This is a genomic window from Streptomyces sp. SID5643 (genome assembly GCF_009872555.1).
Lineage (GTDB): Bacteria > Actinomycetota > Actinomycetes > Streptomycetales > Streptomycetaceae > Streptomyces > Streptomyces iakyrus.
On the sequence record NZ_WWIC01000141.1, the window covers coordinates 28,830 to 47,166 of the forward strand.

The following is an 18,337-nucleotide window of genomic DNA, read 5'->3' on the forward strand; positions in this document are numbered from 1 at the left end:
CGAGGCGAGCATGGCGGGTCGGTGCCACCTGACTGAGAAGAGACCCACGTCCGCGTGACGTGGGTCTCTTTTGCTGCCCCATTCCGCGAACAAAAAGTTCGCAATCGAGGGCGGCTACCTGCTACTCAGCGGTAGGTGCGACGATCGGACGGCACAACTCAGCGTCAGGTGAAAGCAGAGGAAGTCGGCCATGGCAACGGCGCCCAGCGTCTCCTACTCGATGACGGTCCGGCTGGAGGTGCCCGCGAGCGGAACCGCCGTCTCGCAGCTCACCACCGCCGTGGAGTCCTCCGGAGGCTCGGTGACCGGCCTCGACGTCACCGCGTCCGGTCACGAGAAGCTCCGTATCGACGTCACCATCGCGGCCACGTCGACCGCGCACGCGGACGAGATCGTCGAGGAACTCCGCGGCATCGAGGGCGTCACCCTGGGCAAGGTCTCGGACCGGACCTTCCTCATGCACCTCGGCGGCAAGATCGAGATGGCGTCCAAGCACCCCATCCGCAACCGTGACGACCTGTCCATGGTCTACACGCCGGGCGTCGCCCGCGTCTGCATGGCGATCGCCGAGAACCCCGAGGACGCCCGCCGCCTCACCATCAAGCGCAACTCCGTTGCGGTCGTGACGGACGGCTCCGCCGTGCTGGGCCTGGGCAACATCGGCCCGAAGGCCGCGCTGCCCGTCATGGAGGGCAAGGCGGCCCTCTTCAAGCGGTTCGCCGGCATCGACGCCTGGCCGATCTGCCTCGACACCCAGGACACCGACGCGATCGTCGAGATCGTCAAGGCGATCGCCCCCGGCTTCGCGGGCATCAACCTGGAGGACATCTCCGCCCCGCGCTGCTTCGAGATCGAGGCCCGGCTGCGCGAGGCCCTGGACATCCCCGTCTTCCACGACGACCAGCACGGCACCGCGATCGTGGTCCTCGCCGCGCTCACCAACGCACTTCGCGTCGCCGGCAAGGCCATGGAGAACATCCGGGTCGTCATGTCCGGCGCCGGCGCGGCCGGTACGGCCATCCTGAAGCTGCTGCTCGCCGCGGGCGTGAAGAACGCCGTCGTCGCCGACATCCACGGCGTCGTGCACGCGGGCCGCGAGGACCTCGTGGACGCCGCCCCGGACTCGGCGCTGCGCTGGATCGCCGACAACACCAACCCCGAGGGCCTCACGGGCACGCTCAAGGAGGCCGTGCGCGGCGCCGACGTCTTCATCGGCGTCTCCGCCCCGAACGTCCTCGACGGCGACGACGTGGCCGCCATGGCCGACGGCGCCATCGTGTTCGCGCTTGCGAACCCCGACCCCGAGGTCGACCCGGCAATCGCCCGCCAGACCGCGGCCGTTGTCGCCACCGGCCGCTCGGACTTCCCGAACCAGATCAACAACGTGCTGGTCTTCCCGGGTGTCTTCCGCGGCCTGCTGGACGCGCAGTCCCGTACGGTCAACACCGAGATGATGCTGGCCGCCGCGACGGCCCTCGCGGACGTGGTGACCGAGGACGAGCTGAACCCGAACTACATCATCCCGAGCGTCTTCAACGACAAGGTCGCGGGCGCGGTCGCCGGCGCCGTGCGGGAGGCCGCCAAGGCCGTCGGCGCGACGGCGGGCAGCCCGTCCGGGGTCTGAGGCCCAGGCCGGGCCGGGCCCCCGACGGGGCCCGGCACCGGACTGTGAGTAACCCCACGGCGGCCCGGAACCCGGCGCGTCGCAAGAACCCTGTCAGCAGCGCAGCTATCGTGGCGCCAGGCTCAGGCCCTCTTTTCGTGTGACTCCCCAAGGGTGTTCTCACGACTCCAGCGGGTGCCGGATTGGCTTTCCCGCCGCAGGTAGGGGCAGGATGCGTCCCTGGGCGCGAGGGTCTGACGACGGACCCGGGTCCGGGGACTCATCGAGGACCCTGGCAGCATCGGCTTCGATCTGACGCCTCAACGGCAAGATGAACACGGGAGTAACAACATGAACCGCAGTGAGCTGGTGGCCGCGCTGGCCGACCGCGCCGAGGTGACCCGCAAGGACGCCGACGCCGTGCTGGCCGCGTTCGCCGACGTCGTCGGCGACATCGTCTCCAAGGGCGACGAGAAGGTCACCATCCCCGGCTTCCTGACCTTCGAGCGCACCCACCGTGCCGCTCGCACCGCCCGCAACCCGCAGACCGGCGAGCCCATCCAGATCCCCGCCGGCTACAGCGTGAAGGTCTCCGCGGGCTCGAAGCTCAAGGAAGCGGCCAAGGGCAAGTAACCCTGCCGTTCGCACGCCGGCGGTGTGCGAACCACAGTGAGGGACATCAAAGGGGCGGCCACCCGAACCGGGTGGCCGCCCCTTTGGGCGTCTTCGTGAGGACTACCCGAGCGCCTTGCCCGGCAGCTCCACCTTCGCGCCGAGCTCCATGAGCTTCTCCATGAAGTTCTCGTAGCCGCGGTTGATCAGGCCGATGCCGTGGACCCGGGACGTGCCCTGGGCCGCCAGCGCCGCGATGAGGTACGAGAAGCCGCCCCGCAGGTCGGGGATGACGAGATCCGCGCCCTGGAGCCTCGTCGGGCCCGAGACGACCGCCGAGTGGAGGAAGTTGCGCTGGCCGAAGCGGCAGTCGGAGCCGCCCAGGCACTCGCGGTAGAGCTGGATGTGCGCGCCCATCTGGTTCAGCGCGGACGTGAAGCCGAGCCGGGACTCGTAGACCGTCTCGTGGACGATGGACAGGCCCGTGGCCTGCGTCAGCGCCACCACCAGCGGCTGCTGCCAGTCCGTCTGGAAGCCCGGGTGGACGTCCGTCTCCAGCGCGATGGACTTCAGCTGCCCGCCGGGGTGCCAGAAGCGGATGCCCTCGTCGTCGATCTCGAAGGCCCCGCCCACCTTCCGGTAGGTGTTCAGGAACGTCATCATCGAGCGCTGCTGCGCGCCGCGGACGTAGATGTTGCCCTCGGTCGCCAGCGCCGCCGACGCCCAGGACGCGGCCTCCAGCCGGTCCGACAGGGCGTGGTGGGTGTAGCCGCCGAGCTTGTCGACACCGGTGATCCGGATCGTCCGGTCGGTGTCCATCGCGATGATCGCGCCCATCTTCTGCAGCACGCAGATGAGGTCCTCGATCTCCGGCTCGACGGCCGCGTTGGACAGCTCGGTGACGCCCTCCGCGAGGACGGCCGTCAGCAGCACCTGCTCGGTCGCGCCCACGGACGGGTACGGCAGCCGGATCTTCGTGCCGCGCAGCCGCTGCGGCGCCTCCAGGTACTGGCCGTCGTCCCGCTTCTCGATGCGGGCGCCGAACTGGCGCAGCACGTCGAAGTGGAAGTCGATGGGCCGGCCGCCGATGTCGCAGCCGCCGAGGCCGGGGATGAAGGCATGGCCGAGGCGGTGCAGCAGCGGGCCGCAGAACAGGATCGGGATACGGCTGGAACCGGCGTGGGCATCGATGTCAGCGACGTTGGCGCTCTCCACGCGCGTCGGGTCCATCACCAGTTCGCCGGGCTCGTCACCCGGACGGACCGTCACACCGTGCAGCTGCAGCAGACCCCGTACGACCCGAACGTCGCGGATGTCCGGAACATTGCGCAGTCGGCTCGGAGCGCTGCCCAGCAGCGCCGCCACCATGGCCTTCGGTACGAGGTTCTTCGCACCGCGGACACGGATCTCGCCCTCCAGCGGGGTTCCGCCGTGGACAAGCAGGACATCGTCGTTGACGGTCATGAATCTCGCGTTCCGTGGAGTCGGGCAGGGGCCAGGAGGGAAAGGGTAATCGCCCACCACCCCCCTTCTGTAAGCCTGAGTGAGACCCAGCCACGTCATAGCTTCGTCACAACACGAACCGTTCCGTGCCGGGCACGTGGGGTCACGGCCGGTTTCGTGCGCGTGGGGCGCATCAGTGCGCCCTGAGCTGCGTTCCCTCCCTGTGCCGCATTGCCTCCCCAAGCGAAGGGAGAATGCGGGATCATGTCTGCCATGACCGAGGTGTCCTCGCTCACAGGGCGGTTGCTCGTGGCCACCCCCGCCCTGGCGGACCCCAACTTCGACCGCGCGGTGGTGCTGCTCCTCGACCACGACGAGGAGGGCTCCCTCGGTGTCGTCCTGAACCGCCCCACCCCGGTGGACGTGGGCGACATCCTGGAGGGGTGGGGGGATCTCGCCGTGGAACCGGGTGTCGTGTTCCAGGGCGGTCCGGTGTCGCTGGACTCGGCCCTCGGGGTCGCGGTCGTTCCCGGCGGCGCGTCCGGCGAGGCCGGCCCGCTGGGCTGGCGCCGGGTGCACGGCGCGATCGGCCTGGTCGACCTGGAGGCCCCGCCGGAGCTGCTGGCCTCGGCCCTCGGCTCCCTGCGCATCTTCGCCGGGTACGCCGGCTGGGGCCCGGGCCAGCTGGAGGACGAGCTGGTGGACGGCGCGTGGTACGTCGTCGAGTCGGAGCCCGGCGACGTCTCGTCCCCGGCTCCCGAGCGGCTCTGGCGCGAGGTGCTGCGCCGCCAGCGCAGCGAGCTGGCGATGGTCGCGACGTACCCGGACGACCCTTCGCTCAACTGATGGGTGTGAGCTTCAGTACCCTTGGCCCTATGAGCACTCTCGAGCCCGAGCGCGGGACTGGTACGGGGACCCTCGTTGAGCCGACGCCGCAGACCTCCCACGGTGACGGTGACCACGAGCGCTTCGCCCATTACGTCCAGAAGGACAAGATCATGGCGAGCGCCCTCGACGGTACCCCCGTCGTGGCGCTGTGCGGCAAGGTCTGGGTGCCCGGCCGCGACCCGAAGAAGTACCCCGTGTGTCCCATGTGCAAGGAGATCTACGAGTCCATGAGCTCCGGGGACGACGACAAGGGCGACAAGTAGGCCCTGCCCGCGGGGCGTGAAGCCCCCAGGGCGCGTTTTGCGCGCCCTGGGGGCTTTTGTGCTGTCCGGGCGTTGCACGGGGTGCGTCTGCCGGTCACAGAGTGGTTGAGACCTCTTGTGGGCGTGTTCATGCAGTCCCTAGCCTCCGATGTGTTGTGCACAGCGAAACCTTCATTGCGCATGTTGCAACACTCTCTCGGAGGAGCACTCCATGAAGCTGTCCGTCCGATGTGCCGGGCTAACCGCGCTCGCCGCTCTCCTCGCCGCCGGGTGCGCGCCCCAGACCTCCTCGAACTCCTCCTCCGGCAAGGACGAGAAGACCGGCACGCTGCGCGTGTGGCTCTTCCAGGAGGTCGGCAACGCCCCCAAGGAGAAGGTCGTCGACTCCGTCGTCGCCGGCTTCGAGAAGGCCCACAAGGGCGCGAAGGTCGACGTCGAGTACATCCCGGTCGACACCCGCGCCCAGCGCGTCAAGGCCGCCTTCAACGACCCCGCCTCCGCGCCCGACGTGATGGAGTACGGCAACACCGACACGGCCGGCTACGTGAAGGACGGCGGACTCCTCGACGTCACGCAGGAGTTCGGCGACTGGAGCGAGGCGAAGGACACCGACCCGACGGCCAGACAGTCGGTGACGGTGGACGGCAAGCTCTACGGCGCCCCCTTCTACGTCGGCGTCCGCGCGCTCTACTACCGCACGGACGTCTTCAAGGAGCTCGGCCTGTCCGTCCCGAAGACCATGGACGAACTCGCCTCCACCGCCCGCGAGATACGCGCCGCGAAGCCCGAGCTGTACGGGCTGGTCGTCGGCGGCGCCTACACCTACGGCGCGATGCCGTTCGTGTGGGCGGTCGGCGGTGAGATCGCGAGCGGCAAGGGCGGCTCGTACGCGTCCGGCATCGACAGCCCCGATGCACGCAAGGGCATCAAGGCCTACACGTCCCTGTTCGGCGACGACAACTGCCCGGCCGCCAAGTGTGCGGGCATGGGCGGCAACGACACGATCTCCGCGTTCGCCGCGGGCAAGGCCGGCATGGCCATCGGCGGCGACTTCAGCCACACCGCCGTCGAGGCCGGGAAGGTCAAGGGCAAGTACGCCGTCGTCCCGCTGCCCGGCGTGAAGGCCGGCTCGATCGCGCCGGCCTTCGCGGGCGGCAACAACATCGGCGTCCTGAAGAGCACCTCGCACCGCACGCTCGCCGTTGAGTTGATGGAGCAGCTCGCCTCCAAGAAGACGCAGAGCGAACTCTTCGAGGCGATGGGCTTCCTGCCGACCTTCACGGACGTCCGCCAGCAGGCCGCCCGGCAGGAGCCGTTCGTGAAGCCCTTCGTGCGGACCCTTGCCGCCGGCACCAAGTTCGTCCCCGCGTCACCCGCCTGGGCCCAGATCGACTCCTCCCTCGTCCTGCCGACGATGTTCCAGGAGGTCATCAGCGGCAAGAAGGACGTCACGCAGGCCTCCGGCGACGCCGCGAAGAAGATGAACGCCGCGTTCGGCTCCGCGGGGTGAGCCGGGTGAACGACCACGCGGAGACGACGGACACCGACGGTGCCGGAGCCGGGGGTGCGGCGGAGGGAATCGGCCCGTTGAAGGCCGGAGGTGCTTCGGCCGGGGGCGGACCGGCCGCCGGCGATGCGGTCGGCACCGGCGTGGACGCGGGTGAAACCCCTGCCGGGGAAGACGCCGGGGCGGGGGCGGCCCGGGCGCGTGCCGCACGGCCACCGCACGAGAGCCGGCCGTCGGGCGCTTCGGCATCCGGACGTGCGTCCCCGCTCGTGTCCGGTGGCTGGACCCCCTGGCTGTACCTCGCGCCCGCGCTCGGCGTGCTCGGGGGGCTGCTCGTCTACCCGATCTACCAGCTCGGGCTGATCTCCTTCTTCCAGTACACCCAGGCTCAGGTCAGCGGTGGTGAGCCAACCAGCTTCGAGGGGTTCGGGAACTACGCCGAGCTGTTCGGGGACCCGCAGTTCTGGCAGGTGCTGCTCGCCACCGTGCTGTTCGCGGCGGCCTGTGTCGTCTCCACCCTCGTGGTCGGCTGCGCCCTGGCCGTGCTCCTCACGCGGGTGCGGGCCCTGCCGAGGCTCGCGCTGATGCTGGCCGCGCTGGGCGCGTGGGCGACCCCGGCGGTGACCGGCTCGACCGTCTGGCTGTTCCTCTTCGACCCGGACTTCGGCCCCGTCAACCGGATGCTGGGCCTCGGCGACCACTCGTGGACGTACGGCCGCTTCAGCGCGTTCTTCCTCGTCCTGCTCGAAGTGGTCTGGTGCTCCTTCCCGTTCGTGATGGTGACCGTGTATGCGGGGATCCGCGCCGTACCCGTCGACGTACTGGAGGCCGCCTCCCTCGACGGTGCCTCGCAGTGGCGCATCTGGCGCTCCGTACTCGCCCCGATGCTCCGGCCGATCCTGGTCGTCGTCACCATCCAGTCGGTCATCTGGGACTTCAAGGTCTTCACCCAGATCTACGTCATGACCAACGGCGGCGGCATCGCCGGCCAGAACCTGGTCCTCAACGTCTACGCCTACCAGCAGGCCTTCGCGTCCTCGCAGTACGGCCTCGGCTCCGCGATCGGCGTCGTCATGCTGCTGATCCTGCTCGCCGTCACGCTGGTGTACCTGCGGCTGCTGCGCCGGCAGGGGGAGGAGCTGTGAATCCGCTCCGCGCCCGAGTGCGCCGCCCGGGCCGACTGGCCGCCGAGGCCTCCGCCCTGCTGATCGCGGTCGTGGTCGCCTTCCCCCTCTACTGGATGGTGCTCAGCGCCTTCAAGCCGGCCGGGGAGATCGAGTCGAGCGAGCCCAGACCGTGGACGCTCGCGCCCTCCCTGGAATCCTTCCGACGCGTCTTCGGGCAGCAGGAATTCGGCCGCTACTTCCTCAACAGCCTTCTCGTGGCGGGCTGTGTCGTGATCGCTTCGGCCCTCATCGCGTTTCTCGCCGCGACCGCCGTCACGCGATTCCGCTTCCGCCTCCGGACCACCCTTCTGATCATGTTTCTGGTGGCCCAGATGGTGCCCGTGGAAGCTCTGACGATCCCCTTGTTCTTCCTCATGCGGGACGCCGGTCAGCTGAACACCCTGGGTTCGCTGATCCTGCCCCACATCGCCTTCTCCCTGCCCTTCGCGATCTGGATGCTCAGGGGGTTCGTGAAAGCCGTTCCGGAGGCCCTGGAGGAGGCCGCGTACATCGACGGGGCGAGCAGGGCGCGATTCCTCTGGCAGATCCTTTTCCCCCTCGTCCTGCCGGGTCTCGTGGCCACCAGCGTGTTCTCGTTCATCTCCGCATGGAACGACTTCCTGTTCGCCAAGTCGTTCATCATCAGCGACACCTCGCAGTCGACGCTGCCGATGGCCCTGCTCGTCTTCTACAAGCCCGACGACCCGGACTGGGGCGGTGTCATGGCCGCCTCCACGGTGATGACGGTCCCCGTCCTGGTCTTCTTCGTACTCGTACAGCGCCGTCTGGTCTCCGGGCTGGGCGGCGCGGTGAAGGACTGACGTGACCGAACTGATCCCGGCGCCCCGCGGTGCCGTCGCCGGTTCCGGCGAGGTGCGGCTGACGCGCCACTCCCGGATCCACGCCGGCACCGGGACGGAAGGCGTCGGCCGCTGGCTGAGCGCCACCCTCCGGCAGGCCACCGGCCTGCCGCTGGGCGAGGGGCGGGAGCCCGGTGAGGCCGAGGGCGGCATCGTGCTGCGACTCGGGCCCGGGCTCGGCACCGAGGAGTACCGCCTCGTGAGCGACGGGAACGGCGTCCTCATCGAGGGCGGCGGCGCGGCCGGTGTCTTCTGGGGTGCCCAGACCCTGCGGCAGCTCCTCGGTCCCGACGCGTACCGCAGGGCCCCGCTCGGCCGCGACCGCTCCTGGACCGTGCCGCACCTGGCGATCGAGGACGGACCCCGGTTCCGCTGGCGCGGCCTGATGCTCGACGTCGCCCGGCACTTCATGCCCAAGGAAGGCGTCCTGCGTTACCTCGATCTGATGGCGGCGCACAAACTCAACGTCTTCCACTTCCACCTGACGGACGACCAGGGCTGGCGCATCGAGATCGAGCGGCATCCGCGGCTGACGCAGACCGGCTCCTGGCGCGCCCGGACCAAAACCGGCCACCGGGCCTCGCCGTTGTGGGAGGACAAGCCGCACGGCGGCTACTACACCCAGGACGACATCCGGGAGATCGTCGCCTACGCCGCCGAGCGGCATATCACCGTCGTCCCCGAAATCGACGTACCGGGCCACTCGCAGGCCGCCATCGCCGCGTACCCGGAACTCGGCAACACCGACGTCGTCGACACGGCCTCCCTCTGCGTCTGGGACACCTGGGGAATCAACCCGAACGTACTCGCCCCCACTGACAACACCCTGCGCTTCTACGAGGGCGTCTTCGAGGAAGTGCTCGCGCTGTTCCCCTCGGAGTTCGTCCACGTCGGAGGCGACGAATGCCCCAAGGACCAGTGGCGGCGCTCGGAGACGGCCCAGGCGCGGATCAGGGAGCTCGGCCTCGCGGACGAGGACGGGCTCCAGTCCTGGTTCATCGGGCACTTCGGCACCTGGCTCGCCGAGCGCGGCCGCCGGCTGATCGGCTGGGACGAGATCCTGGAGGGCGGCCTGGCCGAGGGCGCAGCCGTGTCCTCCTGGCGGGGCAACGCGGGAGGCATCGCCGCCGCCCGGGCCGGCCACGACGTCGTCATGTGCCCCGAGCAGCACGTGTACCTGGACCACCGTCAGGACGCGGGCCCCGAGGAGCCGGTACCGATCGGGTGGGTGCGCACCCTGGAGGACGTCTACCGGTTCGAGCCCGTTCCACCGGAGCTGACGCCCGAGGAGGCCCGCCACGTGCTGGGCACGCAGGCCAACCTGTGGACCGAGGTGATGGAGGACCACGCGCGCGTGGACTACCAGGCCTTCCCCCGCCTCGCGGCCTTCGCGGAGGTCGCCTGGAGCGCCCTGCCGGCCCCGGAGGCACGGGACTTCGCCGGCTTCGAACGCCGGATGGCCGCCCACTACCGGCGGCTGGACGCCCTCGGCGTGGCCTACCGGCCCCCGGCGGGCCCGCTGCCCTGGCAACGGCGCCCCGGGGTGCTGGGCCGCCCGATCGACGGCCCGCCGCCCAGCCGGTAGGGCCGGCGGTCTCGACGGCCGGTGCCCCCTCCTGCCGCCCGTCGCGTCCGAACAGCTCGAACAGGCCACGGAAAAAGCGCACAAGGGTCACCGAAAGTGCCAATCGGCATCCACTGGTGAACCTGTGCGAAAACGGACCATCTTGCCGGTGAGGTGGGCGAATGCCTCCTAGCGGACCCGTGTCTTCGGCTCTCGCCAAGATGTGCCAGAGTTGCCACGTCCGCCCTGTCAGCACGTACCGTACGGCAGCACAGGTGGGACCAGGTGGGGCAGCGGGAAGGGGCAGCCGGTTTGACCACGCACGCACCGCAGGCGGGGCAGGCCGTCACGCTGCCCACGACCCTGGACGAGGCCGTCGCGGCGCTCACCGCCATGCCCGCCGCCGTGCCCGTCGCGGGCGGCACCGACCTGATGGCCGCCGTCAACTCCGGGCAGCTCAGGCCCGCCGCGCTGGTGGGACTGGGCAGGATCAGCGAGATCCGCGGCTGGCAGTACCTGGACGGTCACGCGCTGCTCGGCGCGGGCCTCACGCACGCGCGCATGGGCCGCCCCGACTTCGCGGCCCTGATCCCGGCGCTCGCCGCCGCCGCGCGCGCCGCGGGCCCGCCGCACATCCGCAACGCGGGCACCCTGGGCGGCAACATCGCCTCCGCCGCCCCCACGGGGGACGCGCTGCCGGTGCTGGCGGCCCTGGAGGCGACCCTGATTATCGCGGGCCCGGGCGGAGCCCGCCGGGAGATCCCGGTCTCGCACCTGCTGGCCGGGATGGACATGCTGCGCGCCGGCGAACTCATCGGCTTCGTGCGCGTGCCGCTGCTGCACGCCCCGCAGGTCTTCCTGAAGGCGACCGGCCGGACCGGCCCGGGGCGGGCGGTGGCGTCCGTGGCCCTGGTCCTGGACCCGGCGCGCCGGGGTGTGCGCTGCGCGGTGGGCGCCATAGCGCCGATGGCGCTGCGGCCCCTGGAGGCCGAGCAGTGGGTGGCCGGCCTCATCGACTGGGACAACAACCGGGCGCTCGTCCCGGAGGCGCTGAACGCCTTCGGGGAGTACGTCGCCGCGGCCTGCATCCCCGACGCGGCGCCGGCCGAGGACGGCTCGGTCGCACAGCTTCCGCCCGCCGTACTGCACCTGCGGCGCACCGTCGCCGCGCTGGCCCGACGAGCACTGGGGAGGGCGCTGTCGTGACCGACGACCAGCACGGAGAGGGCACGCCCCGGGGCGGCAGCCGCTGGGACCCGCTGCCCCAGGGAGAGTACGACGACGGCGCCACGGCCTTCGTCGAACTCCCCGAGGGGGGCGTCGACGCCCTGCTGGCCGCAGACAGCCCCCTGGCCGCGCCCGGCCACGGCTACGTGCCGCCGCAGATAACGGTCAACCCCGCCTCCACGGCCGGCACCGACCCGGCGGCCACGGGCGCGTGGCCCGTGCCGGGCGCACCGGTCGACGGGGCGCAGTGGCACGACCCCGACGCCGGGCACCCGCAGCACGGAAACGAGCACGGCGCGCACCACCAGCAGGGCCACGACGTCCCCGAGCAGCCGTACGGCGGTCCCGATGCGCCGTACGACCCCGGGGCGCCCTACGGCCCCGACGCGACGGCGCCGCAGCACGGCGGCGACGACCGGTTCACGTACAACCCCGGGGCGACCGGGCAGTGGAACTTCGAGGAGAACCCGGCGGCCGGGACCGCGCCCGGCCATGACGTGACCGGGCAGTGGTCCATCCCCGTCGCCGGGGGCGACCTTCCGGACGAGTCGGGCGAGTTCACCACGTCCTCGCTGGTCGAGCAGTGGGGCGGCACCCCGCCGGCCACGCTGCCCGGCGGCGCGCCCGCCCCCTGGGCGACCCAGGCCGCGGGCCGGCCGTGGGGGCAGGACCCGCAGGAGCCGGCCGGGCAGGAGGAGGCCCACGCGGCCTACCCCCACGAGCACGGTCACGAGCACGACCACGAACGGCAGGGCGACGCCGGACCGGCCTCCGGATACGCGCCGGAGCAGCAGGCCGCCGGGCCGCTGCCGCGGGAGGCGGGCCCGGACGAGGCCGGCCCCGCGCACCCGCAGGACGCCCACGCGCCGGGATCCGACGAGGACACCGGCCCCGCGCACCCGCCCGGCGGGTTCGGCCATGAGCCGGAGCCGTCCGCGCTCGCCGGCCACGCGCCGGAGGCTCCCGGCACGGATCACGCTCCTGGGCCGTCGGAGTACGCGCCGGAGGAGCCCGGTACGGCGGCGGCCGGGCACACGGCGGAGCCGTCCCGTTTCGCCGACCACGGGCCCGATGCCGGGACCGGCCACGGGACCGGTCACGGGTTCGAGCCCTCCGACTTCCCCGAGCACGGCCCGGAGGCGTCCGCCCCCGACGGCCACGCGACCGGGCAGCCGTACCCCGAGACCCCCGGCGAGTTCCCCGGGGAACCCGGGCCCGAGGCACACCCGGAGGCCGCCGCGCCCCCGCAGGACGACCAGGACGCCTCACAGCCCGCTCCCGGCCCCGGTGAGCCCTCCGAGCACGCCGAGGACGCCCCCGGGTCGCCAGAGGCCGCCGACGGCCCCTCAGCGCCCGCTGCCGGGCCCTTCGCGGACGCCGACACCGACACCGGCCCGGAGGCCGCCGACGGCGACAGCCGGGACACCCCGGCCCCGGACGAGACCCACGCTGTCGGGACGGTCGCCGAGCCGGCCGGCGCCGCCCCCCACGACGTACCCCCCGCCGCGCCCCAGGAGGAACACCCCCTCGCCTCCTACGTCCTGAGCGTCAACGGCACCGAACGCCCCGTCGCCGACGCGTGGATCGGCGAGTCCCTGCTGTACGTGCTGCGCGAGCGGCTCGGACTCGCGGGCGCCAAGGACGGCTGCTCGCAGGGCGAGTGCGGTGCGTGCAACGTCCAGGTCGACGGGCGGCTCGTGGCGTCCTGCCTGGTCCCGGCCGTGACCGCGGCCGGCAGCGAGGTCCGCACCGTCGAGGGCCTGGCCGAGGACGGGCAGCCGTCGGACGTGCAGCGGGCGCTCGCGCGGTGCGGCGCCGTGCAGTGCGGCTTCTGCGTCCCCGGTATGGCGATGACCGTGCACGACCTCCTGGAGGGCAACCCCGCGCCCACCGAGCTGGAGACCCGCCAGGCGCTGTGCGGCAACCTGTGCCGCTGCTCCGGCTACCGGGGCGTGGTGGACGCCGTCAAGGAGGTCGTCGCCGAACGCGAGGCCCACTCGGCGCCCGCCGACGGCGACACCGACGAGGCCCGCATCCCGCACCAGGCCGGCCCGGGCGCCGGTGGCGTGAACGCGTCGGCCTTCGGAGCGCCCCCGGAACCGCACACCCCGGGACCGCACTCTCCAGAACCGCACGACCCGGCACCGCACGACCAGCCCTACGGCCAGGACGGAGGCCCCGCGTGAGCAACGAAGCAGCCACCGCCCAGGCCGCACAGGCCGCGGAGGCCGCCCCCGCCCCAGAACCGCTCCCGCACGGCATCGGCGCCTCGCTCCCGCCCGCCGACGCCCGCGCCAAGACGGAGGGCACCTTCCCGTACGCCGCCGACCTGTGGGCCGAGGGCCTGCTGTGGGCGGCCGTGCTGCGCTCCCCGCACCCGCACGCGCGCATCCTGTCGATCGACACCACCCACGCGCGCGAGATGCCCGGCGTCCGCGCCGTCGTCACCCACGAGGACATTCCCGGCAGACCGCTGCACGGCCGCGGCAGGGCCGACCGCCCGGTCTTCGCCTCCGAGGTCGTCCGCCACCACGGCGAGCCCATCGCCGCCGTCGCCGCCGACCACCCGGACACCGCGCGCATGGCCGCCGCCGCCGTCATCGTCGAGTACGAGGTGCTCGACCCGGTGACCGACCCGGAGCAGGCCTTCGAAGCGGAGCCGCTGCACCCCGACGGCAACCTGATCCGGCACATCCCGCTGCACCACGGCGACCCGGAGGCGGCCGGCGAGATCGTCGTCGAGGGCCTGTACCGCATCGGACGCCAGGACCCCGCGCCCATCGGCGCCGAGGCCGGCCTGGCCGTACCGCGCCCGGACGGCGGGGTGGAGCTGTACCTCGCCTCCACCGACCCGCACGCCGACCGCGACGCGGCCGCCGCCGCGTTCGGCCTGGAACCCGAGCGCGTCAAGGTCGTCGTGACCGGAGTCCCCGGTGCCACCGCAGACCGCGAGGACCAGGGCTTCCAGCTCCCGCTCGGCCTGCTCGCGCTGCGCACCGGCTGCCCTGTGAAACTCACCGCCACGCGCGAGGAGTCCTTCCTCGGCCACGTCCACCGGCACCCCACCCTGCTGCGCTACCGCCACCACGCCGACGCCGAGGGCAGACTCGTCAAGGTCGAGGCGCAGATCCTCCTCGACGCGGGGGCCTACGCCGACACCTCCTCCGAGGCCCTGGCCGCCGCCGTCGCGTTCGCCTGCGGCCCCTACGTCGTCCCGAACGCCTTCATCGAGGGCTGGGCCGTCCGCACCAACAACCCCCCGTCCGGCCACGTACGCGGCGAAGGCGCCATGCAGGTCTGCGCCGCCTACGAGGCGCAAATGGACAAGATCGCCAAGAAGACCGGCCTCGACCCGGCGGAAGTGCGGCTGCGCAACGCCCTGGCCACCGGCGACGTGCTGCCGACCGGCCAGACCGTGACCTGCCCCGCCCCGGTCGCCGAACTCCTCCAGGCCGTCCGGGACTTCCCGCTGCCGCCGCTGCCCAAGGACACCCCCGAGGACGAGTGGCTGCTGCCCGGCGGCCCCGAGGGCGCGGGCGAACCGGGCGCAGTGCGCCGGGGTGTCGGCTACGGCGTGGGCATGGTGCACATGCTCGGCGCGGAGGGCGCGGACGAGGTCTCCACGGCGACCGTGAAGGTCCACGACGGCGTCGCCACGGTCCTGTGCGCGGCCGTCGAGACCGGCCAGGGCTTCACGACCCTGGCCCGGCAGATCGTCCAGGAGACGCTCGGCGTCGACGAGGTGCACGTGGCGCCGGTCGACACCGACCAGCCCCCGGCGGGCCCGGGCTGCCGCGGCCGGCACACCTGGGTGTCGGGCGGGGCGGTGGAGCGCGCGGCCAAGATGGTCCGCACCCAGCTCCTCCAGCCGCTCGCGCACAAGTTCGGCATGTCGACGGAGCTGCTCCAGATCACCGACGGCAAGATCACGTCGTACGACGGGGTCCTCTCGACGACCGTCACCGAGGCGCTGGACGGCAAGGAGCTGTGGGCCACCGCCCAGTGCCGCCCGCACCCGACCGAGCCGCTGAACGAGGCCGGGCAGGGCGACGCCTTCGTGGGCATGGCCTTCTGCGCGGTCCGTGCGGTGGTGGACGTCGACATCGAGATCGGCTCCGTACGGGTCGTCGAACTCGCCGTCGCCCAGGACGTGGGCCGGATCCTGAACCCTGCCCAGCTGACGGCCAGGATCGAGGCGGGCGTGACGCAGGGCGTGGGGATCGCGCTCACGGAGAACCTCCGCACGCCGCGCGGCATCGTCCGCCACCCGGACCTGACCGGTTACGCCCTCCCGACCGCCCTCGACGCGCCCGACATCCGCATCGTCCGGCTGGTGGAGGAACGGGACGTCGTCGCCCCCTTCGGGGCCAAGGCGGTCAGCGCGGTGCCGGTGGTGACGTCCCCGGCGGCCGTCGCGTCCGCCGTGCGGGCCGCGACGGGCCGCCCGGTGAACCGGCTCCCGATCCGCCCCCAGGCCGCGGTGGTCACCGAACGGGGCTGAGGGGATTCCGCGGAAAGGGAACGCGCGGGGGTGCTCCGAGCGTCTTGTGAGGTGACGCGGCGTGGTCGCCGGGCGCGCGTCGCTGTTCCGGGGCGTTGTCAGTGGTGCGGCGTACTGTTCTGGGCAGTGGGGAACGGCTGCCGGGCTGGGCCCGGTCGGTCTGCCGTGCTCCGCCAGGGGACGGTGAGCAAGCACATGCGGGGGAGCCCATGAGTACGACCGACGCCGGTTCCGCGGTGATCACCCTGACAGAGTCCGAGCTGGACCCGTGGGTGACGCACGCGTCCACGCGGCACTGGCTGACCGGCCCCGGACTGCCCGGCGACAGCGGCGTGCTGAGCTTCGCGGAACTGAGCCGCGACGGGCTGCGCACGGTCGCCGACTCCACGGGCGACCCGGACGGCCGCCTCTCGGCGGAGCTGCGCGAGCAGCTGGTCATAGGCGGACTGCTGGGCCCCGCCGGCCTGGAGACGGAGTCGGTCCTGCTCGACGGCGCGACGGGCGAGATCTCGACGACGTACGTCCTGCACGACCACCCCGACCTGATGGACCGCCGCCCCCTGGCCCCCTCCCTGCGGACGCTGATCCGCTTCGCGGAGGCCACCGACGAACTGGCGGGCCTGCGCGGCCAGTTCGCCTCCTATGCTGGCCGTTTCGGCCCCAAGGCGGTGGCGGAGGCGTCCCAGCACCTGCTGGCGGTGTTCCGTGACGGGGCGGACGGCGAACCGGCCCCGTTCTGGAAGATGGCGGCACTGATCCGCCCCCTGTCCCTGGTGGCGGGCCGCGGCGGCGTGTCCGGCCTCTCCCTGGACCTCCCGCACCGCCTCCTGGACCAGGAGTTCGGCCCCGGCAAGGTGGCGCGCTTCGAGGACGTCGACTTCCCCGCGACCCTCACGCACGAACCGACCCGTCGCTTCCTGCGCGAGGTGGGCCTGCCGGAGGACGCCCACGTCTTCTCCCTGGACACGGACGTCCCCCTGGCGACGCTCGCCGAGTACCACGCCGACACGGGAGCCCCGGCCGAACTCCCCGCAGGAGCCCACCGCCTGATCCGCCTCGGACACCTGGTCGAGGACAACAGCCTGGTCGTCGACGGCGCGACGGGCGCGGTCCTGAACTGGAGCGAACCCGAGGCGACGCTGTACCCGCTCAACACGGACGTGTCGACCCTCGCCTTCACGCTCTGGCTGCTGCACCGCGAGCGCGCGATAGACGCCCAGTCGTCCCACGAGCTGACGACCGACACCTACGACCAGCTGGCCATGACGATGCTCCAGGTCCTGTCGACGGTGGACCCGACGGGCGTGACCGCCGGCGGAACGGTCCGTCACTACTGGACGGACGCGTTCCAGGACGAGGCGGGCGGGGTGCTCTGACGGCCCTGCCTGACGGCCCTGCCGTTCAGGCGGACTTGGCGGCGCTGCGGCGGCGTACGGCGAACACCAGGCCGCCGCCGATCACCGCGGCGGCGGCAGCGGCACCGGCGAGGAGCGGGGTGCCGTCGGAGCCGGTGGCGGCGAGGTTGCCGCCGGTGGTGCTGCCGGTCGTGGTGCCCGTGGAGCCACCGGTCGCGGTGCCGGCCGAGGCCGAGGGTGAGGTGGTGGCGCCCGTGCCGCCGGCGGCCTGGCCCTCGGGGGCGTTGCCGTCCCCGCCGTCGCCGGAGCCGCCGTCCGCGCCGTCCGAGGGACTCGGCTCCGGCTCGTAGTCGCTCGGCAGGTCGATGCTGATCACGGCGGTGTTGTTGGCCCGGTTCGTGTCGTACTCCGGGGCGATGTCGTAGACGGACGACGCCTTGACCTCACCCTTGGTGTCCTGCGCGGACTCCTTGATCTTCAGCGTGAACGTGTAGGCGAGGGACTGACCGACGTCGAGGGTCCCGTCCTTCGGCCAGCACACGTACTTGGGCTTGCCCGTGGTCCCCTGCGGCCCGCTCGGCCCGTCGATACCGAACGGCGCGCAGTCCTTCGGCACACCGACGGCCACGGTGCCCGGCGGGATCTGCACCAGCAGCGCCGGAAGGTCGTCGCTCTCCTGGTTCTGCACCCAGCCGGGGCCGTCGTTGCGCAGGGTCGCCGTGATCGACTGCTCCTCGCCGGCCAGCGCCTCCATCTCCTCACCGACGGCGACGAGATCGGCGGTGTTGTCCGCGGTCAGGGTGAGCCGCCGGTAGCTGTCGTCGTACCCCTCGCCCGGTGCCTCACCGCTCGCGCTCGTGCCGTACTCGACGGCCTCCATCAGGGCGTTGTCCAGCGCCTTGAACCGGACGGGTGTGGTGACGGAGGCGCCGGGCTCGACAACCGTGTCGAGTTCACAGACCGCCTGCCTGACCTGGTCCTGGACGGTCGAGTAGGTGCAGCCCTTCACCTGCTCGGGGAAGTCCAGTCCGCGCGTCAGACGCACCCGGAAGGTGACCCCGTCCACGGCGGCCGTGCCCTTGTTGGTGAGGGTGACGGACTTGTCGTACACCTCACCCGGCTGGGGAGCCGCGGCCGGTAGGGCCGACACGACCAGCTCGGGCGCGCCCTCCTCGGCGTGCGCCAGGGGCGCGGCGACAGCGGGACCGGCGACGGCGATCACGGCAGCGGCCAGGACGGCTGCCGGGGGGCGGAGGTGCACGGGGGTTCTCCTCGTCGAAACAGGCGGCGAACGACCGGAGCGTCGGCTACCGGTCATGTCCTGGACACGTGAGGGGTGCTTGGGGTT

General features: G+C 72.2%; 14 protein-coding genes. 12 read left to right on the top strand and 2 right to left on the bottom strand.

All coding sequences use genetic code 11. The annotated features are described in order from the left end of the window. Positions 1–190 precede the first annotated feature (190 nt). Positions 191–1,624, top strand: a complete 1,434-nt coding sequence (locus GTY56_RS17960; protein WP_161366376.1) for an NAD-dependent malic enzyme — start codon at positions 191–193, stop codon at positions 1,622–1,624. 330 nt (positions 1,625–1,954) lie between these two features. Further along, entirely contained in the window at positions 1,955–2,236 is a 282-nt protein-coding gene (locus tag GTY56_RS17965; protein ID WP_003990598.1) for an HU family DNA-binding protein, read from the top strand. A gap of 102 nt (positions 2,237–2,338) precedes the next feature. Here GTY56_RS17965 and murA read toward each other — a convergent pair whose 3' ends face one another. After that, positions 2,339–3,679, bottom strand: coding sequence for a UDP-N-acetylglucosamine 1-carboxyvinyltransferase (murA, locus tag GTY56_RS17970; RefSeq protein ID WP_033308195.1), 1,341 nt, complete (start codon positions 3,677–3,679; stop codon positions 2,339–2,341). A gap of 252 nt (positions 3,680–3,931) precedes the next feature. On the opposite strand from murA, the gene GTY56_RS17975 reads away from it, so the two are divergent. The 10 genes from GTY56_RS17975 to GTY56_RS18020 all read left to right on the top strand — a co-directional run bounded on the left by GTY56_RS17975 (position 3,932) and on the right by GTY56_RS18020 (position 17,010). After that, positions 3,932–4,504 carry a YqgE/AlgH family protein gene (locus GTY56_RS17975; RefSeq protein WP_161366400.1) on the top strand — a complete coding sequence of 191 codons (573 nt, stop codon included), beginning with the start codon at positions 3,932–3,934 and terminating at the stop codon, positions 4,502–4,504. Positions 4,505–4,533: 29 nt separating this feature from the next. Then, the gene (locus GTY56_RS17980; protein ID WP_033308193.1) at positions 4,534–4,809 is read left to right on the top strand and encodes a DUF3039 domain-containing protein; all 276 of its coding nucleotides are present in this window, start codon (positions 4,534–4,536) and stop codon (positions 4,807–4,809) included. 211 nt (positions 4,810–5,020) lie between these two features. Then, positions 5,021–6,319: an extracellular solute-binding protein gene (locus GTY56_RS17985; RefSeq protein WP_161366377.1), complete on the top strand. Its 1,299-nt coding sequence runs from the start codon at positions 5,021–5,023 to the stop codon at positions 6,317–6,319. A 140-nt stretch (positions 6,320–6,459) separates the two neighbouring features. After that, entirely contained in the window at positions 6,460–7,461 is a 1,002-nt protein-coding gene (locus tag GTY56_RS17990) for a carbohydrate ABC transporter permease (protein WP_161366401.1), read from the top strand. Continuing rightward, the gene (locus GTY56_RS17995) at positions 7,458–8,303 is read left to right on the top strand and encodes an ABC transporter permease subunit (RefSeq protein ID WP_161366378.1); all 846 of its coding nucleotides are present in this window, start codon (positions 7,458–7,460) and stop codon (positions 8,301–8,303) included. Before GTY56_RS17990 ends, GTY56_RS17995 begins: the two co-directional genes overlap by 4 nt. Position 8,304: 1 nt before the next feature. Then, positions 8,305–9,927 carry a family 20 glycosylhydrolase gene (locus GTY56_RS18000; RefSeq protein ID WP_161366379.1) on the top strand — a complete coding sequence of 541 codons (1,623 nt, stop codon included), beginning with the start codon at positions 8,305–8,307 and terminating at the stop codon, positions 9,925–9,927. 291 nt (positions 9,928–10,218) lie between these two features. After that, positions 10,219–11,112 (top strand): FAD binding domain-containing protein, encoded by an 894-nt coding sequence (locus tag GTY56_RS18005; protein WP_161366380.1) that lies wholly within the window; start codon positions 10,219–10,221, stop codon positions 11,110–11,112. Continuing rightward, entirely contained in the window at positions 11,109–13,319 is a 2,211-nt protein-coding gene (locus GTY56_RS18010; protein ID WP_161366381.1) for a 2Fe-2S iron-sulfur cluster-binding protein, read from the top strand. The genes GTY56_RS18005 and GTY56_RS18010 overlap by 4 nt, the downstream gene beginning before the upstream one ends. After that, positions 13,316–15,634 (top strand): molybdopterin cofactor-binding domain-containing protein, encoded by a 2,319-nt coding sequence (locus tag GTY56_RS18015; protein WP_161366382.1) that lies wholly within the window; start codon positions 13,316–13,318, stop codon positions 15,632–15,634. Before GTY56_RS18010 ends, GTY56_RS18015 begins: the two co-directional genes overlap by 4 nt. A 209-nt stretch (positions 15,635–15,843) precedes the next feature. After that, the gene (locus GTY56_RS18020; protein WP_161366383.1) at positions 15,844–17,010 is read left to right on the top strand and encodes an SUKH-4 family immunity protein; all 1,167 of its coding nucleotides are present in this window, start codon (positions 15,844–15,846) and stop codon (positions 17,008–17,010) included. A gap of 25 nt (positions 17,011–17,035) precedes the next feature. Here the strand turns inward: GTY56_RS18020 and GTY56_RS18025 are convergent, their stop codons facing one another. Further along, positions 17,036–18,250, bottom strand: coding sequence for an LAETG motif-containing sortase-dependent surface protein (locus tag GTY56_RS18025; RefSeq protein WP_346345511.1), 1,215 nt, complete (start codon positions 18,248–18,250; stop codon positions 17,036–17,038). Positions 18,251–18,337 lie beyond the last annotated feature (87 nt).

Bases quoted from the DNA above. Each gene is read 5' to 3' on its own strand.
- GTY56_RS17960 (WP_161366376.1), top strand. From the start codon at position 191: ATGGCAACGGCGCCCAGCGTCTCCTACTCGATGACGGTCCGGCTGGAG.
- GTY56_RS17965 (WP_003990598.1), top strand. From the start codon at position 1,955: ATGAACCGCAGTGAGCTGGTGGCCGCGCTGGCCGACCGCGCCGAGGTG.
- murA (WP_033308195.1), bottom strand. From the start codon at position 3,679: ATGACCGTCAACGACGATGTCCTGCTTGTCCACGGCGGAACCCCGCTG.
- GTY56_RS17975 (WP_161366400.1), top strand. From the start codon at position 3,932: ATGACCGAGGTGTCCTCGCTCACAGGGCGGTTGCTCGTGGCCACCCCC.
- GTY56_RS17980 (WP_033308193.1), top strand. From the start codon at position 4,534: ATGAGCACTCTCGAGCCCGAGCGCGGGACTGGTACGGGGACCCTCGTT.
- GTY56_RS17985 (WP_161366377.1), top strand. From the start codon at position 5,021: ATGAAGCTGTCCGTCCGATGTGCCGGGCTAACCGCGCTCGCCGCTCTC.
- GTY56_RS18020 (WP_161366383.1), top strand. From the start codon at position 15,844: ATGAGTACGACCGACGCCGGTTCCGCGGTGATCACCCTGACAGAGTCC.